General features: G+C 70.3%; 17 protein-coding genes. 6 read left to right on the forward strand and 11 right to left on the reverse strand.

Features of this window, described 5'->3' with window-relative positions:
• Window positions 1–12: 12 nt before the first annotated feature.
• Window positions 13–408 carry a response regulator gene (locus ACX9TP_RS38065; RefSeq protein ID WP_482975570.1) on the reverse strand — a complete coding sequence of 132 codons (396 nt, stop codon included), beginning with the start codon at window positions 406–408 and terminating at the stop codon, window positions 13–15.
• 249 nt (window positions 409–657) lie between these two features.
• On the opposite strand from ACX9TP_RS38065, the gene ACX9TP_RS38070 reads away from it, so the two are divergent.
• Together ACX9TP_RS38070 and pyrF are read left to right on the forward strand one after the other, a co-directional pair.
• The gene (locus ACX9TP_RS38070; protein WP_482975571.1) at window positions 658–1419 is read left to right on the forward strand and encodes an SDR family oxidoreductase; all 762 of its coding nucleotides are present in this window, start codon (window positions 658–660) and stop codon (window positions 1417–1419) included.
• Between the two features lie 33 nt (window positions 1420–1452).
• Window positions 1453–2319 carry an orotidine-5'-phosphate decarboxylase gene (pyrF, locus tag ACX9TP_RS38075; protein WP_482975572.1) on the forward strand — a complete coding sequence of 289 codons (867 nt, stop codon included), beginning with the start codon at window positions 1453–1455 and terminating at the stop codon, window positions 2317–2319.
• A 72-nt stretch (window positions 2320–2391) separates the two neighbouring features.
• Here the strand turns inward: pyrF and ACX9TP_RS38080 are convergent, their stop codons facing one another.
• Window positions 2392–4965, reverse strand: a complete 2574-nt coding sequence (locus ACX9TP_RS38080) for a penicillin-binding protein 1A (RefSeq protein ID WP_482975573.1) — start codon at window positions 4963–4965, stop codon at window positions 2392–2394.
• A 24-nt stretch (window positions 4966–4989) separates the two neighbouring features.
• Window positions 4990–5955 (reverse strand): RluA family pseudouridine synthase, encoded by a 966-nt coding sequence (locus ACX9TP_RS38085; protein WP_482975574.1) that lies wholly within the window; start codon window positions 5953–5955, stop codon window positions 4990–4992.
• 44 nt (window positions 5956–5999) lie between these two features.
• On the opposite strand from ACX9TP_RS38085, the gene ACX9TP_RS38090 reads away from it, so the two are divergent.
• The gene (locus tag ACX9TP_RS38090) at window positions 6000–7466 is read left to right on the forward strand and encodes a pentapeptide repeat-containing protein (RefSeq protein WP_482975575.1); all 1467 of its coding nucleotides are present in this window, start codon (window positions 6000–6002) and stop codon (window positions 7464–7466) included.
• Window positions 7467–7555: 89 nt separating this feature from the next.
• On the opposite strand, the gene ACX9TP_RS38095 is transcribed toward ACX9TP_RS38090, so the two are convergent.
• The 4 genes from ACX9TP_RS38095 to ACX9TP_RS38110 form a co-directional block, all read right to left on the reverse strand.
• Window positions 7556–8164 carry an MOSC domain-containing protein gene (locus ACX9TP_RS38095; RefSeq protein ID WP_482975576.1) on the reverse strand — a complete coding sequence of 203 codons (609 nt, stop codon included), beginning with the start codon at window positions 8162–8164 and terminating at the stop codon, window positions 7556–7558.
• A gap of 15 nt (window positions 8165–8179) precedes the next feature.
• Window positions 8180–9157 (reverse strand): MBL fold metallo-hydrolase, encoded by a 978-nt coding sequence (locus ACX9TP_RS38100; RefSeq protein WP_482975577.1) that lies wholly within the window; start codon window positions 9155–9157, stop codon window positions 8180–8182.
• A gap of 188 nt (window positions 9158–9345) precedes the next feature.
• Window positions 9346–10170, reverse strand: a complete 825-nt coding sequence (locus ACX9TP_RS38105) for a DMT family transporter (protein WP_482975578.1) — start codon at window positions 10168–10170, stop codon at window positions 9346–9348.
• A 183-nt stretch (window positions 10171–10353) separates the two neighbouring features.
• Window positions 10354–11337 carry a GNAT family N-acetyltransferase gene (locus ACX9TP_RS38110; RefSeq protein WP_482975579.1) on the reverse strand — a complete coding sequence of 328 codons (984 nt, stop codon included), beginning with the start codon at window positions 11335–11337 and terminating at the stop codon, window positions 10354–10356.
• A 124-nt stretch (window positions 11338–11461) separates the two neighbouring features.
• Between ACX9TP_RS38110 and ACX9TP_RS38115 the strand changes: the two genes are divergently transcribed.
• Entirely contained in the window at window positions 11462–12112 is a 651-nt protein-coding gene (locus ACX9TP_RS38115) for a cytochrome c oxidase assembly factor Coa1 family protein (RefSeq protein WP_482975580.1), read from the forward strand.
• A gap of 80 nt (window positions 12113–12192) precedes the next feature.
• Here ACX9TP_RS38115 and ACX9TP_RS38120 read toward each other — a convergent pair whose 3' ends face one another.
• The 3 genes from ACX9TP_RS38120 to ACX9TP_RS38130 all read right to left on the reverse strand — a co-directional run bounded on the left by ACX9TP_RS38120 (window position 12193) and on the right by ACX9TP_RS38130 (window position 15288).
• Complete coding sequence (locus ACX9TP_RS38120; RefSeq protein WP_482975581.1) at window positions 12193–13158, reverse strand: electron transfer flavoprotein subunit alpha/FixB family protein; 966 nt, start codon at window positions 13156–13158, stop codon at window positions 12193–12195.
• Window positions 13159–13203: 45 nt separating this feature from the next.
• The gene (locus ACX9TP_RS38125; protein ID WP_482975582.1) at window positions 13204–14001 is read right to left on the reverse strand and encodes an electron transfer flavoprotein subunit beta/FixA family protein; all 798 of its coding nucleotides are present in this window, start codon (window positions 13999–14001) and stop codon (window positions 13204–13206) included.
• Window positions 14002–14151: 150 nt separating this feature from the next.
• Entirely contained in the window at window positions 14152–15288 is a 1137-nt protein-coding gene (locus tag ACX9TP_RS38130) for an acyl-CoA dehydrogenase family protein (protein ID WP_482975583.1), read from the reverse strand.
• A 217-nt stretch (window positions 15289–15505) separates the two neighbouring features.
• Here ACX9TP_RS38130 and ACX9TP_RS38135 point away from each other — a divergent pair, with 217 nt between their 5' ends.
• Complete coding sequence (locus tag ACX9TP_RS38135) at window positions 15506–17485, forward strand: Ig-like domain-containing protein (RefSeq protein WP_482975584.1); 1980 nt, start codon at window positions 15506–15508, stop codon at window positions 17483–17485.
• 149 nt (window positions 17486–17634) lie between these two features.
• Here the strand turns inward: ACX9TP_RS38135 and fsa are convergent, their stop codons facing one another.
• A complete protein-coding gene (gene fsa, locus ACX9TP_RS38140; RefSeq protein WP_482975585.1) occupies window positions 17635–18303 on the reverse strand; it encodes a fructose-6-phosphate aldolase in 669 nt (222 codons plus the stop codon).
• Between the two features lie 153 nt (window positions 18304–18456).
• Between fsa and ACX9TP_RS38145 the strand changes: the two genes are divergently transcribed.
• Entirely contained in the window at window positions 18457–19509 is a 1053-nt protein-coding gene (locus tag ACX9TP_RS38145) for a KpsF/GutQ family sugar-phosphate isomerase (RefSeq protein ID WP_482975586.1), read from the forward strand.
• The last annotated feature ends 111 nt before the right edge of the window (window positions 19510–19620 follow it).

The following is a 19620-nucleotide window of genomic DNA, read 5'->3' on the forward strand; positions in this document are numbered from 1 at the left end:
CGGGCCGGCGCCTCACGCATGCTGCGGCTGGACCTGCGTGCGCCGCACGTAGCGCGCCACGGTGCCCAGCAGCTGGTCCAGGTCCACCGGCTTCTTGAGGTATCCGTCCACGCCGAGCGCGGCCACGTCGCGCGCACTCACCCCCTGCCCGGAGACGACGACGACGGGGATGGCGGCGAGCGGGGCATCGGCGAGCTGCAGCTCGCGGAACTCCCAGCCGCTGATGTCCGGCATCATCAGGTCCAGCAGGATGACGGACGGCCGCGCGCCCCGCCGCAGGAGGTCCAGCGCCTCGCGGCCGCTGCGGGCGAGCAGCACGCAGTAGCCCTCCATCTCCAGCACGTCCTTGAAGGCGAGCAGGATGTCAGCGTCGTCATCGACCGCCATCACGCAGTTCCATGGCGTCATGCCCAGGCCCTCCTCGGAGCCCATAAGGTGCGGCACGGGCAGTCCGCATGCCATCGGCCTGGCGGCGCAGCCCCCGTTCACGTCCGAGGGCCCTGCCGGGCCCGGCGCGCGCCCGCCAGTCCACACGGCCTGCCCCCCGGGTAGGACTTCCCTCCGAGGGAGCGACGGGGCGCCAGCCCTCGCACGGATTTGTGCCCCACCCCGCGTCCAACCGTGCGAGAAGCCAGGGCGCACGGCAAGGAGCACTGCATGGCGGAGATGAGCTACCGGACGGCGCTGGTGACGGGCGCCTCGAGCGGCCTGGGACGTGGATTGGCGCTGTGGCTGGCCAAGCGGGGCCTGCGCGTGTTCGCCGCCGGACGGAGGCTGCCGCAGCTCAAGGCCCTGTCCGCCGAGGCCCAGGCGGCCGGTGCCACCGTGGAGCCCCTGGAGCTGGACGTCACGCAGGCGGACGCGACGCTGGAGCGAATCCGCGAGCTCGACGGCGAGTGCGGCGGGCTGGACCTGGTGGTGGCCAACGCGGGCGTGGGCGGCGTCACCCACGGCAAGCGCCTGCAGTGGGAGAAGGTCCGCGCCATCATCGACACCAACGTCACCGGCGCCACCGCCACGCTGACGGCCGTGCTGCCGCAGATGGTGGAGCGGCGGCGCGGACACGTGGTGGGCATCTCCAGCCTCGCGGCGTACCGGGGGCTGGCGGGGCATGCCGCCTACTCCGCGTCCAAGGCGTACCTCGCCACCTTCATGGAGAGCCTGCGCGTGGACCTCGGCGGCACCGGCGTGCGCGTCACCTGCGTCTACCCCGGCTTCGTGAAGAGCGAGATGACGGCGAAGAACGACTTCCCCATGCCCTTCCTCATGGAGACGGACGCCGCCGTGGAGCTCATGGGCAAGGGCATCCTCCGCGGCGACACGGAGCTGACCTTCCCCTGGCAGCTCGCGCTGCCCACGCGCCTCGTGAAGGTGCTGCCCAACCCCCTCTTCGACGCCGCCGCGCGCCGGCTGCGCTGACGTCCCCCACCCGCTTCTTCCGGAGGCAGACCGGTGACCACGCTCCCCCCGTCCTTCTCCCACAACTTCCACGCCCTCGCCGACCGGCGCTCGCCGTTCTGCCTCGGCATCGACCCGTCGAAAGATTTGCTCACCCGCTGGGGGCTGCCCGACACCGCCCAGGGCCTGCGCGACTTCTGCGACCGGCTGGCCGACGCCGCCGGGGACACAGTCGCGCTGGTGAAGCCGCAGAGCGCCTTCTTCGAGCGGCACGGCCCGGACGGCCTGAAGGTGCTCCAGCACGTGATGAAGCGCTTCAAGAAGCAGGGCGCCCTCACGCTGCTGGACGTGAAGCGCGGCGACATCGGCTCCACCATGGACGCGTATGCGCAGAGCCTCTTCGGCCCGAACAGCGCGTACCAGGCGGACGCCGCCACGTTCTCCGCGTACCTGGGCTTCGGCGCCCTGGTGAAGACGATTGAACTGGCACGCGCGGCCAGCGCCTTCGCCTTCATCGTGGTGCGCTCGTCCAACCCGGAGGGCACGTCGCTGCAGACGTCCACCGGCGCCGACGGCCGCACCGTGGCGGAGGCCCTGGCCGACGGCATCCGCGAGCTGAACGAGAAGCCCGGCCCGGGGGCGCCGCCGGTGGTGGGCGCCGTCATGGGCGCCACCCTCCCCGACAGCGACCGGGGCGTGGTGGAGCGGCTCGGCGGCACGCTGATGCTCACGCCCGGCATCGGCGCGCAGGGCGCCGGCTTCGATGATTTGAAGCGCCTGTTCGCCGGGCGCGAGCTGCAGGTGGTGCCCACCGCCACGCGCTCCGTGCTGGAGGCGGGCCCGGATGCCGCCAGCCTGCGCGACGCGCTGGAGCGACACCTGGAGCCCGCGCGCCGCTTCCGCGAGGGCGCGAAGCGCTGAGCTGAAGAAACACGAAGGCCCCGCTTCCCCTGAGGGGCCGCGGGGCCACGGTGCTTCAGCTTCGACTCCTCGCTACTGCGCGCCCATCATGAACTGGTCCACGTCGACCTGGTTCTTGTCGGGCACGGCGTCCTTGGGCTCGGTGCCCTTCTTGAAGAACATCAGCTCCGAGCCCTTGGCGCCCGGCGAGGAAATCTTCCCCGTCTTCTTGTCGATGTAGAGCTTCACGAGGTCCATCGACTGCCACGGGAAGAACTCGGACTGGGGCCGGCCCTCCAGCGCGCGCTTCATGTAGTTGAGCCAGATGGGCAGCGCGGCGCGGCCACCCGTCTCGTAGCGGCCCAGCGGGTGCGGGTTCAAGTCGTAGCCCACCCACGCCACCGTCACGAGGTCTCTCGTATAGGCGGCGAACCACGCGTCGAAGGAGTCGTTGGTGGTGCCCGTCTTGCCGGCGGCGGGCTTGCCCAGCTTCGTGGCCGGGCCGCCGGTTCCCTGGAGCACCACGCCGCGCAGCAGGTGCGTGAGGATGAAGCCCGTCTCGGGGGCCATCACCTGCTCGCCGGGCTCGAAGAGGCGCGCGTAGCCGGCGGCCACGCGGTCCTGCAGCGGCGCCCACGGGTCGTCGAAGGCGGTGTGGTCCTCCAGCGTGCGCCCCCAGCGGTCCTCCACCTTGCGGATGAAGTACGTGGGCTTCTTGCGGCCGTAGCGATTGAACGTCGCGTACGCGTTGGCCAGGTCGAACGGGTACACGCACGACGAGCCGAGCGCGGCGGAGAAGTCCATGTTCATGGGGGTGGAGATGCCGAGCTTCTGGCTCCACGCGGCCATGTTCTTCACGCCCACCGCGGCGAAGGTCTTCACCGCGGGGATGTTCATGGAGTTGATCATCGCCGTGCGCAGGAGCACGTCACCCACGAACTCCTCGCTGTAGTTCGCCGGCTTCCACGACACCTTGTTGTCCGGGTCGTGCTCGACGATGGGCGAGTCGACGATGACGGTGGCTTCCGTCCAGTTGAGCTGCTCCAGCGCCGCCGAGTAGACGAAGGGCTTGAAGGAGCTGCCCGGCTGGCGGCAGGCCTGGAACGCGCGGTTGAACTCGTTGTCGTCGAAGTCGTACCCGCCCACCATGGCGGTGAGGTACTGGCGGTGGGGGTCGATGGAGACGAGCGCGCTCTGCGCCTCGGGCGTCTGCTCCAGGCGGAAGAGCTTCACGCCCTCCTCCGGAATCTCCTCGGCCAGCTTCTTGTCCCACTGCTCCTTGTCGTCGGTGAGGTCCTTCTTCGTCACGTGGCGCACGACGACGACGTCGCCCACGGCGATGGCCTTCTTCACCGACGAGAGCATCATCGCCGGGTAGTAGCCCTCCGGGTTCACCTTGCGCGCCCAGCGCATGCCCAAGAGCGGCAGCCGGCCGGGGTGCGGGCCCACCTGCACGTCCGCGCCCTTGCCATCGCCGTCAATCGCGGTGACGACGGCGACGTAGAGCCGGTTGTCCACCAGCTCCTGCTTGCCCATGGACTTCTTCGCGCGGTCCAGGAACGAGGTGATGGCTTCAGGGGACGCCAGCTGCTGCACCGGCCCGCGCCAGCCCTGGCGCTTGTCCACGGACAGCAGGCCGTCCATCACCGCGTCCTGCGCGGCGCGCTGGCGCTCGCTGTCCATGGTGGTGAAGATCTTCAGGCCGTCCTTCAGCAGCACGGGGTTGCCGTACCGGTCCACCACGTCCTTGCGGACCTGCTCCACGAAGTACGGCGCGAACTCGTGGAAGACGTCCTCCACCGGGTACACCTTCACCGGCTCGGCGTTGGCCGTGTCGTGCTCGGCCTGCGAAATCATGCCCTCGTCCAGCATGCGGCGCAGCACGTAGGAGCGGCGCTTGCGGGCGGCCTCCGGGCGCAGGAAGGGCGAGTAGCGGCTGGGCGCCTGCGGCAGGCCGGCGATGAGGGTCATCTCCCCCAGCGTCAAATCCCGCACGTCCTTGCGGTAGTAGTTCTCCGCCGCGCTCTGCACGCCGTAGCTGTGGTGCCCGAGGAAGACGTTGTTGAGGTAGAGGTAGAGGATCTCCTCCTTCGTCAGCGCCTGCTCCAGCCGCAGGGCGAGGATGGCCTCGCGAATCTTGCGGGTGAGCGTCTTGGCGGTGGCGCTCTTGTAGCCCTCCGCGGAGATGAGGACGGCCTTCGCCGTCTGCTGCGTGAGGGTGGAGCCACCCTGCATGCCGCCGGCGCGCAGCCCCAGCTTGGAGGTCACCGTCTTGAAGCCGGCGCGCGTGGTGCCCAGCACGTCCACGCCGAAGTGGTCGAAGAAGCTGGAGTCCTCGCTGGCGATGAAGGCCTGGACGAGCCGCTTGGGAATGCGCTCGTAGGGCACCACCTTGCGGCGCTCGTTGTAGAACTCGCCGGCCAGCACCGCGTCGTCGGTGTAGACCTCGGTGACGATGGGCGGCCAGTACTCGTCCACCTTGGGGATGGCGGGCAGCCCGTCCGCGTACACGTAGTACACCGCCGTCACGGCCACCACGGCGGCGGTGGCTCCGGTCAGGGCCAGCCAGCCGGCGGCCTTGAGGAGGAACTTCCACCAGCGCCCGGGGGGAACGCCGTCGAGCACCAGCTTCGAGCGGCTGCGGTCAGTCGTCTTGGGGTCGGCCATACGCGTTTCGGAACCTTGCGGGCTTCAGGGCACCAGTGCGGCCCGCTTGAGCACGTCCCTCAGCTCGGGTGCGAGGGGGGCCTCCACGGCCACCTTCACACCGCCCTCGGGGTGCGGAAATTCAATGCGCTCGGCGTGCAGGAACAAACGTTTCAGCCCCCAGCGCGCCCGCACGTCGCGGTTGAAGGCGAAGTCTCCGTACTTCTTGTCACCCGCCACCGGATGTCCGATGGCGGCCAGATGCCTTCTTATCTGATGGGTGCGCCCCGTCTCGATGGAGCAGGACAGGAGCGCTGCGTCGCCCGACTGCTTGACGACCTTCCACCGGGTGAGGGCCTCCTGCATGTTCACCCCGCGACGGGCCTTGGACTCGGCCGTCTGCTGGTGCTCCGAGAGGGGCAGGTCGATGACGCCCGAGTCCTTGGGCATCTTTCCCTTCACCAGGGTGAGGTAGCGCTTCTTCGACAGGCCGTGGGTGAAGACCTCGGTGAAGTGCACCATCGCCGGGCGGCGCTTGGCCACCAGGATGACGCCGGAGGTCTCCCGGTCCAGCCGGTGGGCCGGAGAGGCGGTGAAGTCGTTGCGGACGGCCTTGGGGCCCAGGTAGGCGCGCACATAGTCCACCAGCGTTCCGCCGGTGATGCCGCTGCCGGTATGGACGGCCATCCCGCTGGGCTTGTCCACGGCCATGAGCCAGTCGTCCTCCTTCAAGATGACCAGCCGGCTGGGGTCCACCGGCGGGGGCGGGGGCTTTGGACGGTCCGATTTCGGACGGTCGTCGGCCGTGAGCTGCTGCTCGTCGCCGCGGATGGTGAGCACGTCTCCCTCGGCTAGCAACTGCTCAGGCTGGGCGCGCTTCCCGTTTACCCGCACCTTCTTGGTGCGAATCATCTTGAAGAGGTGGCTCACCGGAACATTGGGGAGCCGTTTGCGCAGGAGCTTGTCCAGCCGCATCCCGGCGGTGTCGGCTTCGATTCGGTACTCGATCATTTGTGCTGGCGCGGCGACCAGACCATACGAATAATCCCCGGTCCATGGCGAAAGCCCCGAGTATCGAGAAGCTTCTTCAGAGTGGTTCGGCGGAATGGAACCGGATGCGCAAGTCCGGTCAGGTCTCAACCGACCATACCGGCGCAACCTTTACCCAACTTTTCTCCGCCAACACGGACCTGTCCGGCCTGGGCCTCATCGGCTCCGAGTGGGAGCGGTGCGACCTGTCCAAGGTCAACTTCCGGGACGCGGACCTGTCCAACGCCTACTTCCACGGCGGGCGGCTCCAGGACTGCGACTTCCGGGGGGCCAACCTGGAGGGGGCCACCTTCGAGAAGTTGAAGCTCCTGCGCTGCGACTTCACGGGCGCCAAGGGCCTGGATGACGTGGAGATGGACGACGTGGACATGGACCGCGTCGTCGGCCTGGACGGCGAGGAGGCCCCACCTCCCCCGCCGCCCCCGGCCCAGGGCATCACCGCGTTCACCCGTGAGCAGCGCGAGAAGGCGCTGGGTCAGCAGGCCGCCGCGATGATGCAGGGCGAGCCGACGGGCGACGAGCTGCCGCCCTTCCGCCCGCAGGACCCGCCGGGCTCGCTCTTCTTCCGCGCGCTCAAGCGCATGGCCATGCCCCCGCTGTGGGTGCTGGACGTGCCGGGCCTGCGCCCGCTCCTGCCGCAGCGGCTGCCGCCGGGCAGCTCGCTGGAGACGCTGTACCGCGAGGCGGTGAAGACGCGGCTGGAGAACAAGAAGCCTGCCGCAGACCCGGGCGTGGTGGAGCGCGCGCAGAAGGCGCTGCGGATGGGCGCCAAGGACGCGGCCGTGTCGGCCATGTACCTGCGCGAGGTGGGCGTGGTGCCGCTGGCCCGCTTCTCCGCGGCGCAGGTGCTGAAGGCCGCGCTGCTGGAAGAGGTCCAGGTGGATGACCTCACGGGGCAGATTGACCCCCGCACCACGGGCGCGCTGCTGGAGCTGCGGCTGACGCACGAGGTGGTGGAGCACCTGCAGGAGGCGCGGCGCCGGCTGGCGGCCACGCAGCTCTACACGTCGCTGCTCGAGGCGGGCTTCAACCCGGAGAACAACTGGGACGAGGCGCTGGAGTCGAGCGACGCGGCGATGGAGCTGGCGCAGGCGGCCACGGGCGAGGACCGCAACGCCCTGTTCGAGGGCTTCCAGGTCTTCTCCGCGCTGCCGGAGGAGTCGCGGCTGCGGCGGCTGGCGTACCTGGCCGAGTCCGTGTCCAACCTGGAGCTGGTGAGCCGGCTGCCGGAGGGCATGGAGCCGGCGTGGATCAACGGGCCGGAGACGCGCGAGTGCCATGACCGGGAGATGACCTTCGTGCAGGCGCTGAAGGCCCAGGACATCCCCGCGAAGGTGCCGGCGCTGGCGAAGGCGGAGCTCGGCGTGCCCGAGGGCGAGGTGCCCGAGGACAGCGACGACGACCTGTTCGTCCACGTGCGCTGTGACGTGTGCGGCAAGGAGAAGCTCATCGTCCAGTCGCCGGACGTCTGACGGACCGGTGAAGGATGAGCCCCGCGGGGCCGCTGTGCTCGGGAGCTTCCCGGGCCTGGCGGCCCCGTGGTGTTTCCAGCGACTGACGACTACCCGAGCTTCTTGCGCGCGGGCTTCTCCGGCAGCACGTACGTCACCGGCTTGGGCAGCATCACCCGCACCTCGTCGCCCGCGCGGATGACGCCGGGCCGCTCCACCCAGGCCACCAGGCCCCGGCGCTGCCACGCGGCCTTCACGAAGCGGCTCGCGAGCTTCTCCGTGTCCGGGTGGTGCGCCTCAATCACGCGCCCCGGGCCGGTGCACGGCTCGTTCTCTCCTTCCACCGCCAGCACCGCGTCCTCGGGGAAGAACAGCCGCGTCCCCGGCGGCAGCTGCGTCAGCGTGGGCACGCCCTGCACTTCCAGGTTGGCCCCCAGCCAGGAGGCCAGCACCTTGGGGAGGCCCAGCGTCTGCGCCACCTCGGCCAGCTCCTCGGTGGACACCAGCGACAGCTGTCGCGTGTTACGGACAGGCGTGCCCTTGGGGAACCACGGCGTGCGCACGTCCGCGGCCCGCGTGAGCCCCGCGTGCCTGTCGCCTTCGATGCCCTCGAACGTCACCTTCGTCTCCGCCAGCTCGCGGGTGACGAAGCTCTTCTTCTCGGTGCACACGAGGACGCGCACGGTGCGCCCGGACAGCTGCGGGGTGCGGGAAGCCATGGACGCGTTTCTAACTCAGAGCAGGCTGAGCTGCTGCGGCTTCCCGCCGAGCGGGCGCGCGTCGATGCCACCGTCCCGCAGCGCCTGCGCCAGCTCCTCCGCGAAGCCGTGGCAGGTGATGACCTCCTTCGCACCCGTCGCCTTCGCGTAGGACATCAGGGTGGGAAAGTCCGCGTGGTCCGACAGGGGAAAGGCCACGTCCGCGCCGTAGCGATATGCCGCGCCCCGGTCCACCGCCCAGCCCGTCAGCACCGCCGTGGCCCTGGGCCACAAGGCCGCCAGCGCCCCGCCGCGCGCCTGGTGCGGCGGAATGAAGAGCACCTCGCCCGGCTCCACCTTGCCGCTGAAGAGGCGCAGGTTTTCAATCGGCACGCCCAGCTCCGCGTAGAGCTGTGCCACCTCGTAGATGGAGGAGTGCGCCACCAGCGGGAAGCCCCGGCCGGCGAGGTGCTTCATCGCCTCCTGGCTCTTGCCCAGCGGATAGCCGAGCAGCACCGGCACCGCGCCCCGCTCGAGCTGCTTGCGAATCCATTCCTCCACCTGCCCCAGCACCTCCGCGCGCGGCGGGAAGCGGTAGCGCGGGTGGCCGAAGGTGGACTCGATGACGAGCGTGTCGCACTCGGCCACCTCCGTCGCCTCGGCGGTGAGCGAGGGCGCGACGTTGAGGTCACCCGTGTAGACGATGCGCTTCCCATCCGAGCGGATGGCCCGCAGCTGCGCGCTGCCGAGGATGTGGCCCGCGGGCAGCAGCTCCAGCACCAGCGGCCCCAAATCGAAAGGCTGGCGGTAGGGCACCGCGAGCGGCGCATTCACGGGGCCCAGCCGGTGCGTCATGAAGCGCAGCGTGGCCGCCGTGGCGATGGTGCGCTCGTGCCGGGCGATGTGGTCCGAGTGGCCATGGCTGACGAAGCACAGCGGAGACTTCCGCTTCGCGTCCAGGGACAGGGGGGTGCCCGTCAGGTGCATCCCGTTTCGGCGCAGCTCCACACTCATGGGAAGGGCCAGGGATATAGCGCGTCCCGGCGCCGCTGGCCCTCCTCACTTCCCCACCCCGCCCGGCCGGCTGCCGGGCAGGCCCACCCGCCAGGAGGGGTGAACCGCGGCTTCCGTCGGGGCACCGCGCGTCGCCCGCCCCCACCGCCGCCAGCGCACCCCGCCCCGGCGGGTCCTCCACCGGAGACCTACGAGCCGCGTGCCCTCGAGCGCCACCACTTCCACGCCGCCGCACCCACGTCGGACACCAGCACGCCCAGGAGGATGAGCCCGCCGCCGCCCCACTCGCGCGAGCCCAGCACCTCGTAGCCCAGCGCCACCGAGTAGCCCGCGGCGAACACCGGCTCCATGGAGTAGATGACCGCCGCCCGCACCGCCGAGGTGCGCGCCTGCCCCCACGTCTGCACGCTGATGGCCACCGCGCTGGCCAGCACGCCGCACACCAGCACCGCCGCGACGAAGGACGGAGTCCACTCCACCCGCCGCGTCACGAAGGGCAGGCACAGCGCGGACAAGAGCGCCACGCCCCACAGCTGCACGGCGACCAGCCCCATCACCCCCTCCTTCGGCGCGTACCGCTCCGTGAGGATGATGTGGAACGCGTACGCCACGGCGCAGCCCAGCGTCAGCACGTCGCCCAGGGCCAGCCCGCCGCCCTCCCCTCCCGCCTCCGGCCGCGTGAGGAAGTAGAGCCCCGCCGCCGCCAGCACCACGCCCAGCAGCGACGTGACTTTCGGCACCCGCTTGAAGAGCACCAGCGACAGCAGCGGGACGAACACCACGCACATCCCGGTGATGAAGGCCGAGCGCGACGGAGTGGTAAGCGTGAGCCCCACCGTCTGCAGCGCGTAGGCTGCGAAGAGGCAGACGGCCAGCACCGAGCCGCGCCGCAGGTTGACGGGGCTCAGCACCTGCCGCCCCGCCAGCGCGCTCAGCACGCCCGCCCCCACGAGGAAGCGCAGCGTGAGGAAGGAGAACGGGTCCCCATGCCCCAGCGCGTCCTTCACCACCACGAAGGTGACGCCCCAAAAGAGGGTGATGAGGGCCAGCGCGCCGTCCGCATGGAGCCGCTGCGTGCGCTCCGGGCGGGAGCCGTCGAGGGTGTCTGGAGTCGAGGTGCTCAGGACGTCACTGCGGGAAGGGCGAGAGTCGGGTGCTTTTGGCCCACCCAGGGGCCTGACGCAACCCCCGCCACCTCACGGCGCCAGTTCCCGCTCCAGGACCACCAGGGCCTTGGCTCGGCCCGCCGCGTCCCAGGCCTCGTTCGCCTGCCGGGTCAGCTCCGCGGGGGCGGGCCGGAAGCCCAGCCTCGCGAAGGTCCGCAGCGAGGCGGTGTTGTCGTCGTCCACGTCCGCGTGGACGCGGACCTCGCCCTGGCGCCGGGCCTCGTCCAGCAGACAGCCCAGCAGCCGGGTGGCCACGCCCATGCGCCGGGCCTGGGGCGCCACCACCAGGGAGCGCACCCAGACGCCGTCCAACGGCAACGCCTCCTGACGGTAGGCGTCCACCCAGGCGAAGCCCCGCATGCGCCCTTCCGCGTCGAAGGCCCCCGCGGCGGCCCCGCGCCGGGCGGGCGCTTCCACCCCCCACCGCTCGCGGAGCTGGCGGCGCAAGAAGCCGGTGGACACCACCAGCCGCTCGCCCGCGAAGGCGAGCAGCACGTCCAGATCCCCCGTCCCCAGCAGCCGCACCTCCAGCGGCCCCACCAGCCGGCGCCGGAAGGGTCTCGACCAGCCGGAGAAGAAGAAGTCCCGCACGCGTCGGTAGACTACCCGCCCTCCGGGCCGCGCCCACACCGCCGCCAGCGTCCGCTGCGTCATCCACAACGCCGGCCGGAAGGGCCGGGGCAGCGGCACCACCCACTCCCCGCGCTTCACCGCCACCACCCGCCCCAGCACCCCCCCGGCCGGCGCGTCCGCGCCCCCCAGCAGCGGAGCCGTCCGCCACGGGCGCGTGGACACCACCACCTGCGCCACCAGCTTCCGGGCCTGCCGCAGGAGCGCCACGTCCCCCCGCGCCAGCGCGCCGGGCCCGCAGCGCAGCACGCGCACCGCGTCCCCGCTGCGCAACAGGGGGTGGAGGCTGCCGCCCACGCCGTGCACCCACAGCCGCTGCCCGGGAGGCAGGGCCTCCAGCACACCCAGCAGGACGTCGGTGGAGGGGGTTTTCCGAGACGGCATGTCCCTGGCCTTCGAATTTCGTGGCTGACACCGGCCCGTGCGGGTTTCTACCGCGCCCCGCCCGGGCCCGATATGAGGGGGTTCCCGCGCCTGTCATCTGTGCGCACGAAGGAAGGACGAGTCCATGGACACGGTGCCCGAGGGTTCCCTGGTGCCCCAGCGGGGTTGGTGGAGTCGCAACTGGAAGTGGATGGTCCCCGTGGGGTGCCTGGGCATCGTGGCCTCGTGTGGCTGCCTGGGCGCCGTCCTCGCCTATGCGGGCTTCTCCTCGCTGTCGAAGATGGGGGCGTACACGGAGGCGGTGGCGCTGGCCACCGGTGACGCCCAGGTGCAGCGCGCCCTGGGCGCGCCCATCGACCCCGGCCTGCCGAGGCAGTCCTCCGTGAGCTCCGACAACGGCCGCACCGAGGCCCGCTTCACCATTCCCCTCGACGGCCCCAAGGCGGACGGCACCCTGCAGGTGGACGCGGAGCAGTCCGAGGGCGGCGCGGAGTGGCACTACCGCAAGCTCGCCGTGGAGGTGGAGGACGGCACCGTCATCGACCTGCGGGACGACGCGCCCGGCGAACAGGAGCCCGGTGACGAGCCCGGCGACGAGCCCGGTGGCGCGCTCGGGGACGAGCCCGGGGAGGACGGGATGCCGCCCCCCACGCCGAAGCCGCCCGTCCCTCCCGAGCCGCCCTTCGGCGCCGAGCCGCCCGGACGGGACTCGGACGCGCCCGACGCGCCCGACGCGCCCGGGGACGAGAAGCGCGACAGCGACATCGAGCTGTAGCCCGCAAAGCGAAGGGGCGGCGCGGGGAGAGTCCCCACGTCCGCCCCTCTTGATTCGGAAACCGGCGTACCGGGTGCTGACTACTTCAGCTTGCCCAGCTCGGTGCGCAGCTCGGGCAGGACCTTGAAGAGGTCCGCCACGATTCCGTAGTCCGCCACCTGGAAGATGGGGGCCTCGGGGTCCTTGTTGATGGCGACGATGGTCTTCGAGCTCTTCATGCCCGCCAGGTGCTGGATGGCGCCACTGATGCCGGCCGCGATGTAGAGCGCCGGAGCCACCACCTTGCCCGTCTGGCCGACCTGCAAGTCGTTGGGCACCCAGCCCGCGTCGCACACCGCGCGGGACGCGCCCACCGCGGCGCCCAGCTCGTCGGCCAGGGCCTCAATCTCCTTGAAGTCGCCCTTGGTGCCGCGGCCGCCGGAGACCACCACGCGCGCCTCGGTCAGCTCGGGGCGGGCGCTCTTCACTTCCTTGAAGTCGACGAACTTCGTCTTGGAGGCCTCCACCTTCGGGGTGAAGGTCTTCACCTCGGCGGCGCCCTGGCCACCCTGGGCGGCGGTGAACTCGGTGGCGCGCAGGGTGAACACCTTCACCGGCGTGGTGAGCTTCACCTCGGCGAAGACGTTGCCGGCCCACATGGGGCGGCTGAAGGTGACGTCGGCCCCGCCGCCGTTGAAGGCCATGACATCCGTGGCCATGGCGGCGCGCAGGCGCGCGGCCAGGCGCGGCATCAGGTCCTTGCCCTGCGCCGTGGAGGCCATGCCCACGTAGTCCGCCTTCAGCTCCTGGGCCAGCGCGGCCAGGGCCGGGGCGTACGTCTCGGCGAGGTAGTGCTCCAGCTCGGGGGCCGCGCCCACGTGCACGGCCTTGGCGCCGTAGCCCTTGAGCTCGTCGGCGACCTTGCCGGGGTCCTTGCCCACCAGGGCGACGTGAAGCTCGCCGCCGGCCTTGTCGGCCAGCTGCTTGCCGGCGCCAATGGCGTTGAAGGTGGCCTTGCGAAGGTGCCCGTCCGGCTGCTGCTCGGCGATGATGAGAACGATTGGCATCTGCGTGACTCCGTAATCTCTAAGAGGTTCGAATCCGGGTTCGAATCAGACGACCTTCGCCTCGTTGTGGAGCTTCTCCACCAGGGCCGGCACGTCGGCGACCTTGATGCCCGCCTTGCGCGCGGGAGGCGCCGACATCTTCAGCACCTGGATGGCCGGCGTGACGTCCACGCCCAGCTTGGCCGGCGTCAGCTCCTCAATCGGCTTGCTCTTGGCCTTCATGATGCCGGGGAGGCTGGCGTAGCGCGGCTGGTTGAGGCGCAGGTCGGTGGTGACGATGGCGGGCAGCTGGCACTCCAGCGTGGCCAGCCCGTTGTCCACTTCGCGCACCACGCGCACCGTCTTGCCGTCGGCGCCGACGATGAGCGCGGGCGCCTTGTTCTTCTCCTGCTCGCTCTCCAGCGACTCCACCTTGGAGGCGAACGTCGCCTGGCCCCAGCCGAGGAACTCGGCGAGGTACTGGCCCACCTGGTTCTGGTCATCGTCGATGGACTGCTTGCCGAGGATGACCATGTCCGGCTTCTCCTTCTCCACGACCTTCTGGAGCAGGCCGGCGATGCCCAGCTGGTCCAGGGGGCCGGTGTGGTTCACCCACACCGCGCGGTGCGCGCCCATGGCCAGGGCGTGCCGGAGCTGCTCCTGCACCTCCTTGCCGCCGATGGACACCACGACGACTTCGCCCTGGTGCTTCGCGACGAGGCGCAAGCCCTCTTCGACACCAATCTCGTCGAAGGGGTTGATCTTGTACTTGAGCCCCTCCTGCACGATGCCCGAGCCATCCGGCTTGACCTTGATCTTCGACTCGGGGTCTTCCACGCGCTTGGCGGTGACGAGGATCTTCACGGTGGTGCTTCTCCTTACCGGGAGACGATTGAAGTCTGCGAAACAGTCCGTACGGGCCGGGTTGACGCGGCGCGCGAACAGTCAGGGTTAATAGGCATCCGGGAGTCACGGCGGCAACGGGAAACGGCCGCCAGCCCCAGTTCCGCTTTTCTACTTGAACAGTTCCCGAGCGATGACGAGCCGCTGGACCTGGCTGGTGCCCTCGTAGACCTGGATGAGCTTGGCGTCGCGCATCAGCTTCTCCACGGGGTATTCCTTGATGTAGCCGTAGCCGCCGTAGACCTGCACCGCGTCGGTGGCGACCTTCATGGCCATGTCCGCGGCGAAGCTCTTGGCGTAGCTGGACTGGAGGGTGTTGCGCTTGCCCTCGTCCAGGAGCCACGCGCTCTCGTAGGTGAGCATGCGCGCCGCGTGGGTGTTCATGGCCATGTCGGCGATCATGAACTGGATGGCCTGGTGCTCGATGATGGGCTTGCCGAACGTCTTGCGCTGGCTGGCGTACTCCATGGAGTACTCGAGCGCGGCGCGGGCGATGCCCACGGAGAACATGGCGGTGAGCGGGCGGCTGTTGTCCAGCGTGGCCATGGCCACGGCGAAGCCCTGGCCCTCCTCACCGATGCGGTTGGCCACCGGGACGCGCACGTCCTCGAAGGTCAGCGACACCGTCTCGCTGGCGCGCTGGCCCATCTTGTTCTCGTGCTTGCTGGGGGTCAGCCCCTTGGGGCGGCCCTCCACCACGAAGCAGGTAATCCCCTTGTGCTTCTTCGCCTTGTCCACCGTGGCGAACACCGTGTACTGCTCGGCCTGGCCGCCGTTGGTGATGAAGCACTTGGCGCCGTTGAGGACGTAGTGGTCCCCGTCGCGCACGGCGGTGGTCTGCATGTTGGCCACGTCGCTGCCCGCCTCCGGCTCCGTGAGGCAGAAGGACGAGAACTTCACCCGCTCGGAGAAGTGGCCCAGCAGGCGCTTCTTCTGGTCCTCGGTGCCGTGGAGGATGATGGGCAGGTTGGCCAGGTCATTGGCGATGATGGACGTCGCCACGCCGGCACAGCCCCAGCTCAGCTCCTCCGCGACGATGACCTGCTCCAGGTGGGACAGGCCCACGCCGCCGTACTCGGAGGGGATGGCCATGTTCAAGAGGCCCAGCTCCCACGCGGTGGACAGCAAGTCCCGGGGGAAGGTGGCCGTCTCGTCGTAGTGCGCGGCCTTGGGGCGCACCACCTCGCGGGCGTACTTGCGCGCCGCTTCCTGGAGTGCGCGCTGGGCGTCGGTGAGCTGGAATTCCATGCGGTTCCTCGTGACTCGGGCTGCTCGTTGATTCGGGAGTCAACGAATACATGCCGCGCCGCGAAATCGCCAGTCCTATGCGCCAATCCCAGGCCGGCGCCGGCATCCCACCCGCTCATGCCAGCCTTTCCCCTGCACTGTCAGGCGTTTGACGGAGCCTGACGTCAGGGGAATAATTCCCGGCCGCCAATTCGGCCCCCAGGGAGGGGACAGCCACATGTTTCGTTTGTTGAAGATCGCCAGCACTCTGGTGCTGGTCGCGGGTCTGACCGCGTGCAAGGGGGATGTCGAGGAGGGGGACACCAACTCCGGGGGCATCTACCTCAACGTCAACCTGACGCCGACGACCATCAATGACCAGGGTCAGACGACGAGCGTCCGGGTCACCACCCGGGACGCCAATGGCGGGGACGGCACCGGCGAGGTGACGCTCACCGCCGCGGCCGGCACCTTCGACAACGACAGCAAGAGCGTCACGCTCACGCTGAGCGGTGGCAAGGCCAGCACCAACTTCCGCTGCGTGCGCGCGCAGGACACCGGCTGCCAGCTCACCGTGAGCATCAGCGCCGAGTGGGGCGAGGAGAGCGACGTCGCCGTCCTCCAGGTCGTCGGGCAGACTGTCACCGACGCCGGCACCGGCAACACGGACGCGGGCACGGGCAACACCGACGCCGGCACGGACGCGGGCACCACCACCACGCCGCCGGGCCCGCCGGCCAACCTCGTCTACCAGTCCGCCAGCACCCTGGCGCAGCTGGGCATCCGCTCCTCCAACCTGGACACCTCCACGCCGGTGACGTTCGTGGTGGTGGACCTGAACCAGCGCCCCGTGCCGGGCGTCATCGTCAACTTCGACGTGCGCGGCGTGGGCGGGGCCATTGTCAACCCCGTGAGCGCCACCACGAATGAAGAGGGCAAGGCCACCACCACCCTCCAGTCCGGCGACGAGGTGGGCATCGCCACCGTGCGCGCCACCGTGGGCAACCCCGCGCTGACGGCCGTCTCGCTGGGCACGCCCATCGTGGGTGCGCGTCCGTCGGACGAGGGCTTCGTGGTGGAGTGCACCCGCGTCAACCTGGCCGCCAACGCGACGGAGACGCCGCCGCGCCAGGACCTGACCACCGACTGCACCGCGCAGCTCGTGGACCGCTTCCGCAACCCCGTCACCCTGAAGACCAGCGTGAGCTGGTACGCCGAGGCCGGCTCCATTGGCAGCCCGGTCTCCACCGAGGGCGGCGCCACGGGCGGCGGCACGGGCGGCGGCACCCAGGGCAACGGGAAGGTCGTCACGAAGTTCAGCACCGCCGGCAAGTGGCCGCCGGCCGAGGTCGCCCCCATCACCGGCGAGCCCACCAACGGCGCCCTCAACCCGCGCGACATGCTCGTCACCGTCATCGCCGTCACCTCGGGCGAGGAGGCCTTCTATGACGGCTCCGGCGTCTCCGACGGCGTGAAGAACGGCAAGTGGGACGTGGGCGAGTGGTTCGTGGACGTGGCCGAGCCCTTCGTGGACGAGAACGACAACCAGGTCTACGACCGGGGCGAGCCGTTCATCGACACCGAGCGCCTGGACTGCGCCACCGGCGCGCGCCAGGCGAAGAACGGCCGCTGGGACGGCCCCAACGGCTGCTGGGACGGCGACATCCAGATCTGGCGCTCCACCCACATCCTCTACTCGGGGTTCTCCTCCGTCGTCGGGAGCGCCCGGGCGACCGGGCTGCCCACCCCCGCCAACGCGGTCTACGCCCGCGGCACCAGCAGGAGCTACAACCTGCTCATGTCGGACGCCTACCTGAACCCCATCTCCCCGGACACCGCCACCATCACCGCCAGCCTCACCACCGCGAAGGGCTCAGCCGACGTGGTGGCCGTCGACCCGCTGCTGAACAGCCGCCACTACGGGGTGAGCATCTCCCATCAGCTGCTCGAGACGCAGACCAGCGCCTCGGCGCCGGGCTACACCTTCGGCGGTGCCTGCGACCCGGGCAAGAGCGTCACGGCGGGCAGCACGGCCGACAAGGCGCGGTGCATGCGGCGCTACCAGCTGTCGACCTTCCGGAGCGGCAACACGGCGACCCTGAAGGTGACGGGCGCGCCGACGTCCGACACGACTCCCTCCGAGGATGGCATGCTCGACGTGAAGTACGGGAACCAGTACTCCGGCGTCACCTTCCAGGTTCCGGTGAACGTCAACTGACGGCGGCCGGACGGCCGGGGCCCACCTGACGGGCCCCGGCGCTGGAAGCACGACGGCCACCGCGCTCCCTTCTGGAGGAGCCGGTGGCCGTGGTGTTTTCCGGTGCCCTTCACGCCCACCGGGCGACGCGGCCGGTGGGCGAAGGGGCGCTAGCGCGCGGCCGGGGGCTTGGACGCCTTGGGGACCTTCTCCCAGTCGGCCAGGAACTTCTTGATGCCCGCGTCGGTGAGCGGGTGTTGGGCGAGCTGGGCGATGACGCTGAAGGGCAGCGTGGCCACGTCCGCGCCCATGCGGGCGGCCTGGAGGACGTGCACGGGGTTGCGCACGCTGGCCACCAGCACCTGCGTGGTGAAGTCGTAGTTCCGGTAGATTTCCAGGATGTTGGAGATGAGCTCCATGCCGTCCTGGGAGATGTCGTCCAGCCGGCCGACGAAGGGCGAGATGTACGTGGCGCCCGCCTTGGCGGCCAGCAGGGCCTGGTTGGCGGAGAAGCAGAGGGTGACGTTGGTGCGGATGCCCTCGGCGGTGAACACCTTGACGGCCTTCATGCCCTCCACGCCCATGGGAACCTTCACGACGACGTTGTCGTGAATCTTCGCGAGGCCGCGGCCTTCCTTCACGAGCTCGTCCGCTTCCAGCGAGACGCACTCGGCGCTGATGGGCCCGTCCACGATGGAGCAGATTTCCCGGATGGTCTCCTCCAGGGGCCGCCCCACCTTGGCGAGGAGCGACGGGTTGGTGGTGACGCCGTCCACGCAGCCCATTGCATGGGCCTTGCGGATCTCCTCGACGTCGGCGGTGTCGATGAAGAACTTCATCTCGTCCCCTCTCCTGGGAAAGAACCTGCGATTGAATGAAGGTGGATGTAGCCGGGCCGAAAAGCCCAGGCGAGCAGGCGCGTAACCGATGCCCCCCCACGCGTCAAGGGTGGCCACCGTGGAGGGTGGCGTGTAGAAGGTCCGGCCAACACCATGGCCCGCGCCCCCCGCTCCGCCGCCAAGAAGCCCCGCCTGCGCGCCCTCCCCGGGCGCCCTGCCCAGGTGCCTGCCCCTGATGCCGAGGCCACGCTCGCCTACGCGAGGGGCGTGCTGGAGGCCGAGGCCCGCGCCATCCTCAACGTCACGGAGCGCCTGGGCGACTCCTTCCTCCGCGCCGTGACGCTGGTGCGTGGGTGCACGGGCCAGGTGGTCGTCACCGGCATGGGGAAGGCGGGCCACATCGGCCAGAAGCTGTCCGCCACGCTGGCGTCCACGGGCATCCGCTCGGTGTACCTGCACCCGGCGGAGGCGGTGCACGGAGACCTGGGCCGCGTGGGGCGCGGGGACGTCATCCTCGCCCTGTCCAACAGCGGCTCCACCGAGGAGCTGGTGCGGCTGCTACCCGCCTTCAAGCGCATGGCCACGCCCGTCATCGCCCTCACGGGTGACGCGGAGAGCCCGCTCGCGCGCGGCTCCGAGCTGGTGCTGGACATCGGGCGGATTGAAGAGGCCTGCCCCATGGGGCTGGTGCCCACCGCGTCCACCGCGGCGCTGCATGCGCTGGGGGACGCGCTGGCCATGGCGGTGCTGCGCTCGCGGCCCTTCGGCACGGAGGACTACGCGCTGTTGCACCCGGGCGGGAAGCTGGGGCGCTCCGTGCAGCGGGTGTTCGAGCTGATGCGCAGCGGCCCCGCCAACCCGCTGGTGCTGGACACCGCGCCCCTGTCGCAGGTGGTGGGCGTCATGACGAAGACGCCGGGCCGGCCGGGCGCCGCGTGCGTGGTGGACAAGGCCGGACTGCTGGTGGGCATCTTCACGGACGGCGACTTGCGCCGCCGCGTGGAGGCCGGGCTCACCGACTTCACCGTGCCGGTGCGCGACGTCATGGGCAAGCGCCCGCGCTGCGTGACGCCGGAGACGCTGGTGCTCACCGCCACCGCGCAGATGCGCGAGCTGAAGGTGGACCAGCTGCCCGTCGTGGACGCGGAAGGCCACGCCGTGGGCCTGCTCGACGTGCAGGACCTGCTGGCCGCGAAGTTCGTCTGACCCGCGCGGCGGGCGTCCCTCGGAACTCCAGCGGACTCCACGCCCCAGCGCTCCGGATGGAAGCGCCGAAACGGGCGGGCCGCCACACGTCGGCGCTCCGGATGGAAGCAC

Source organism: Pyxidicoccus sp. M15, from assembly GCF_056858435.1.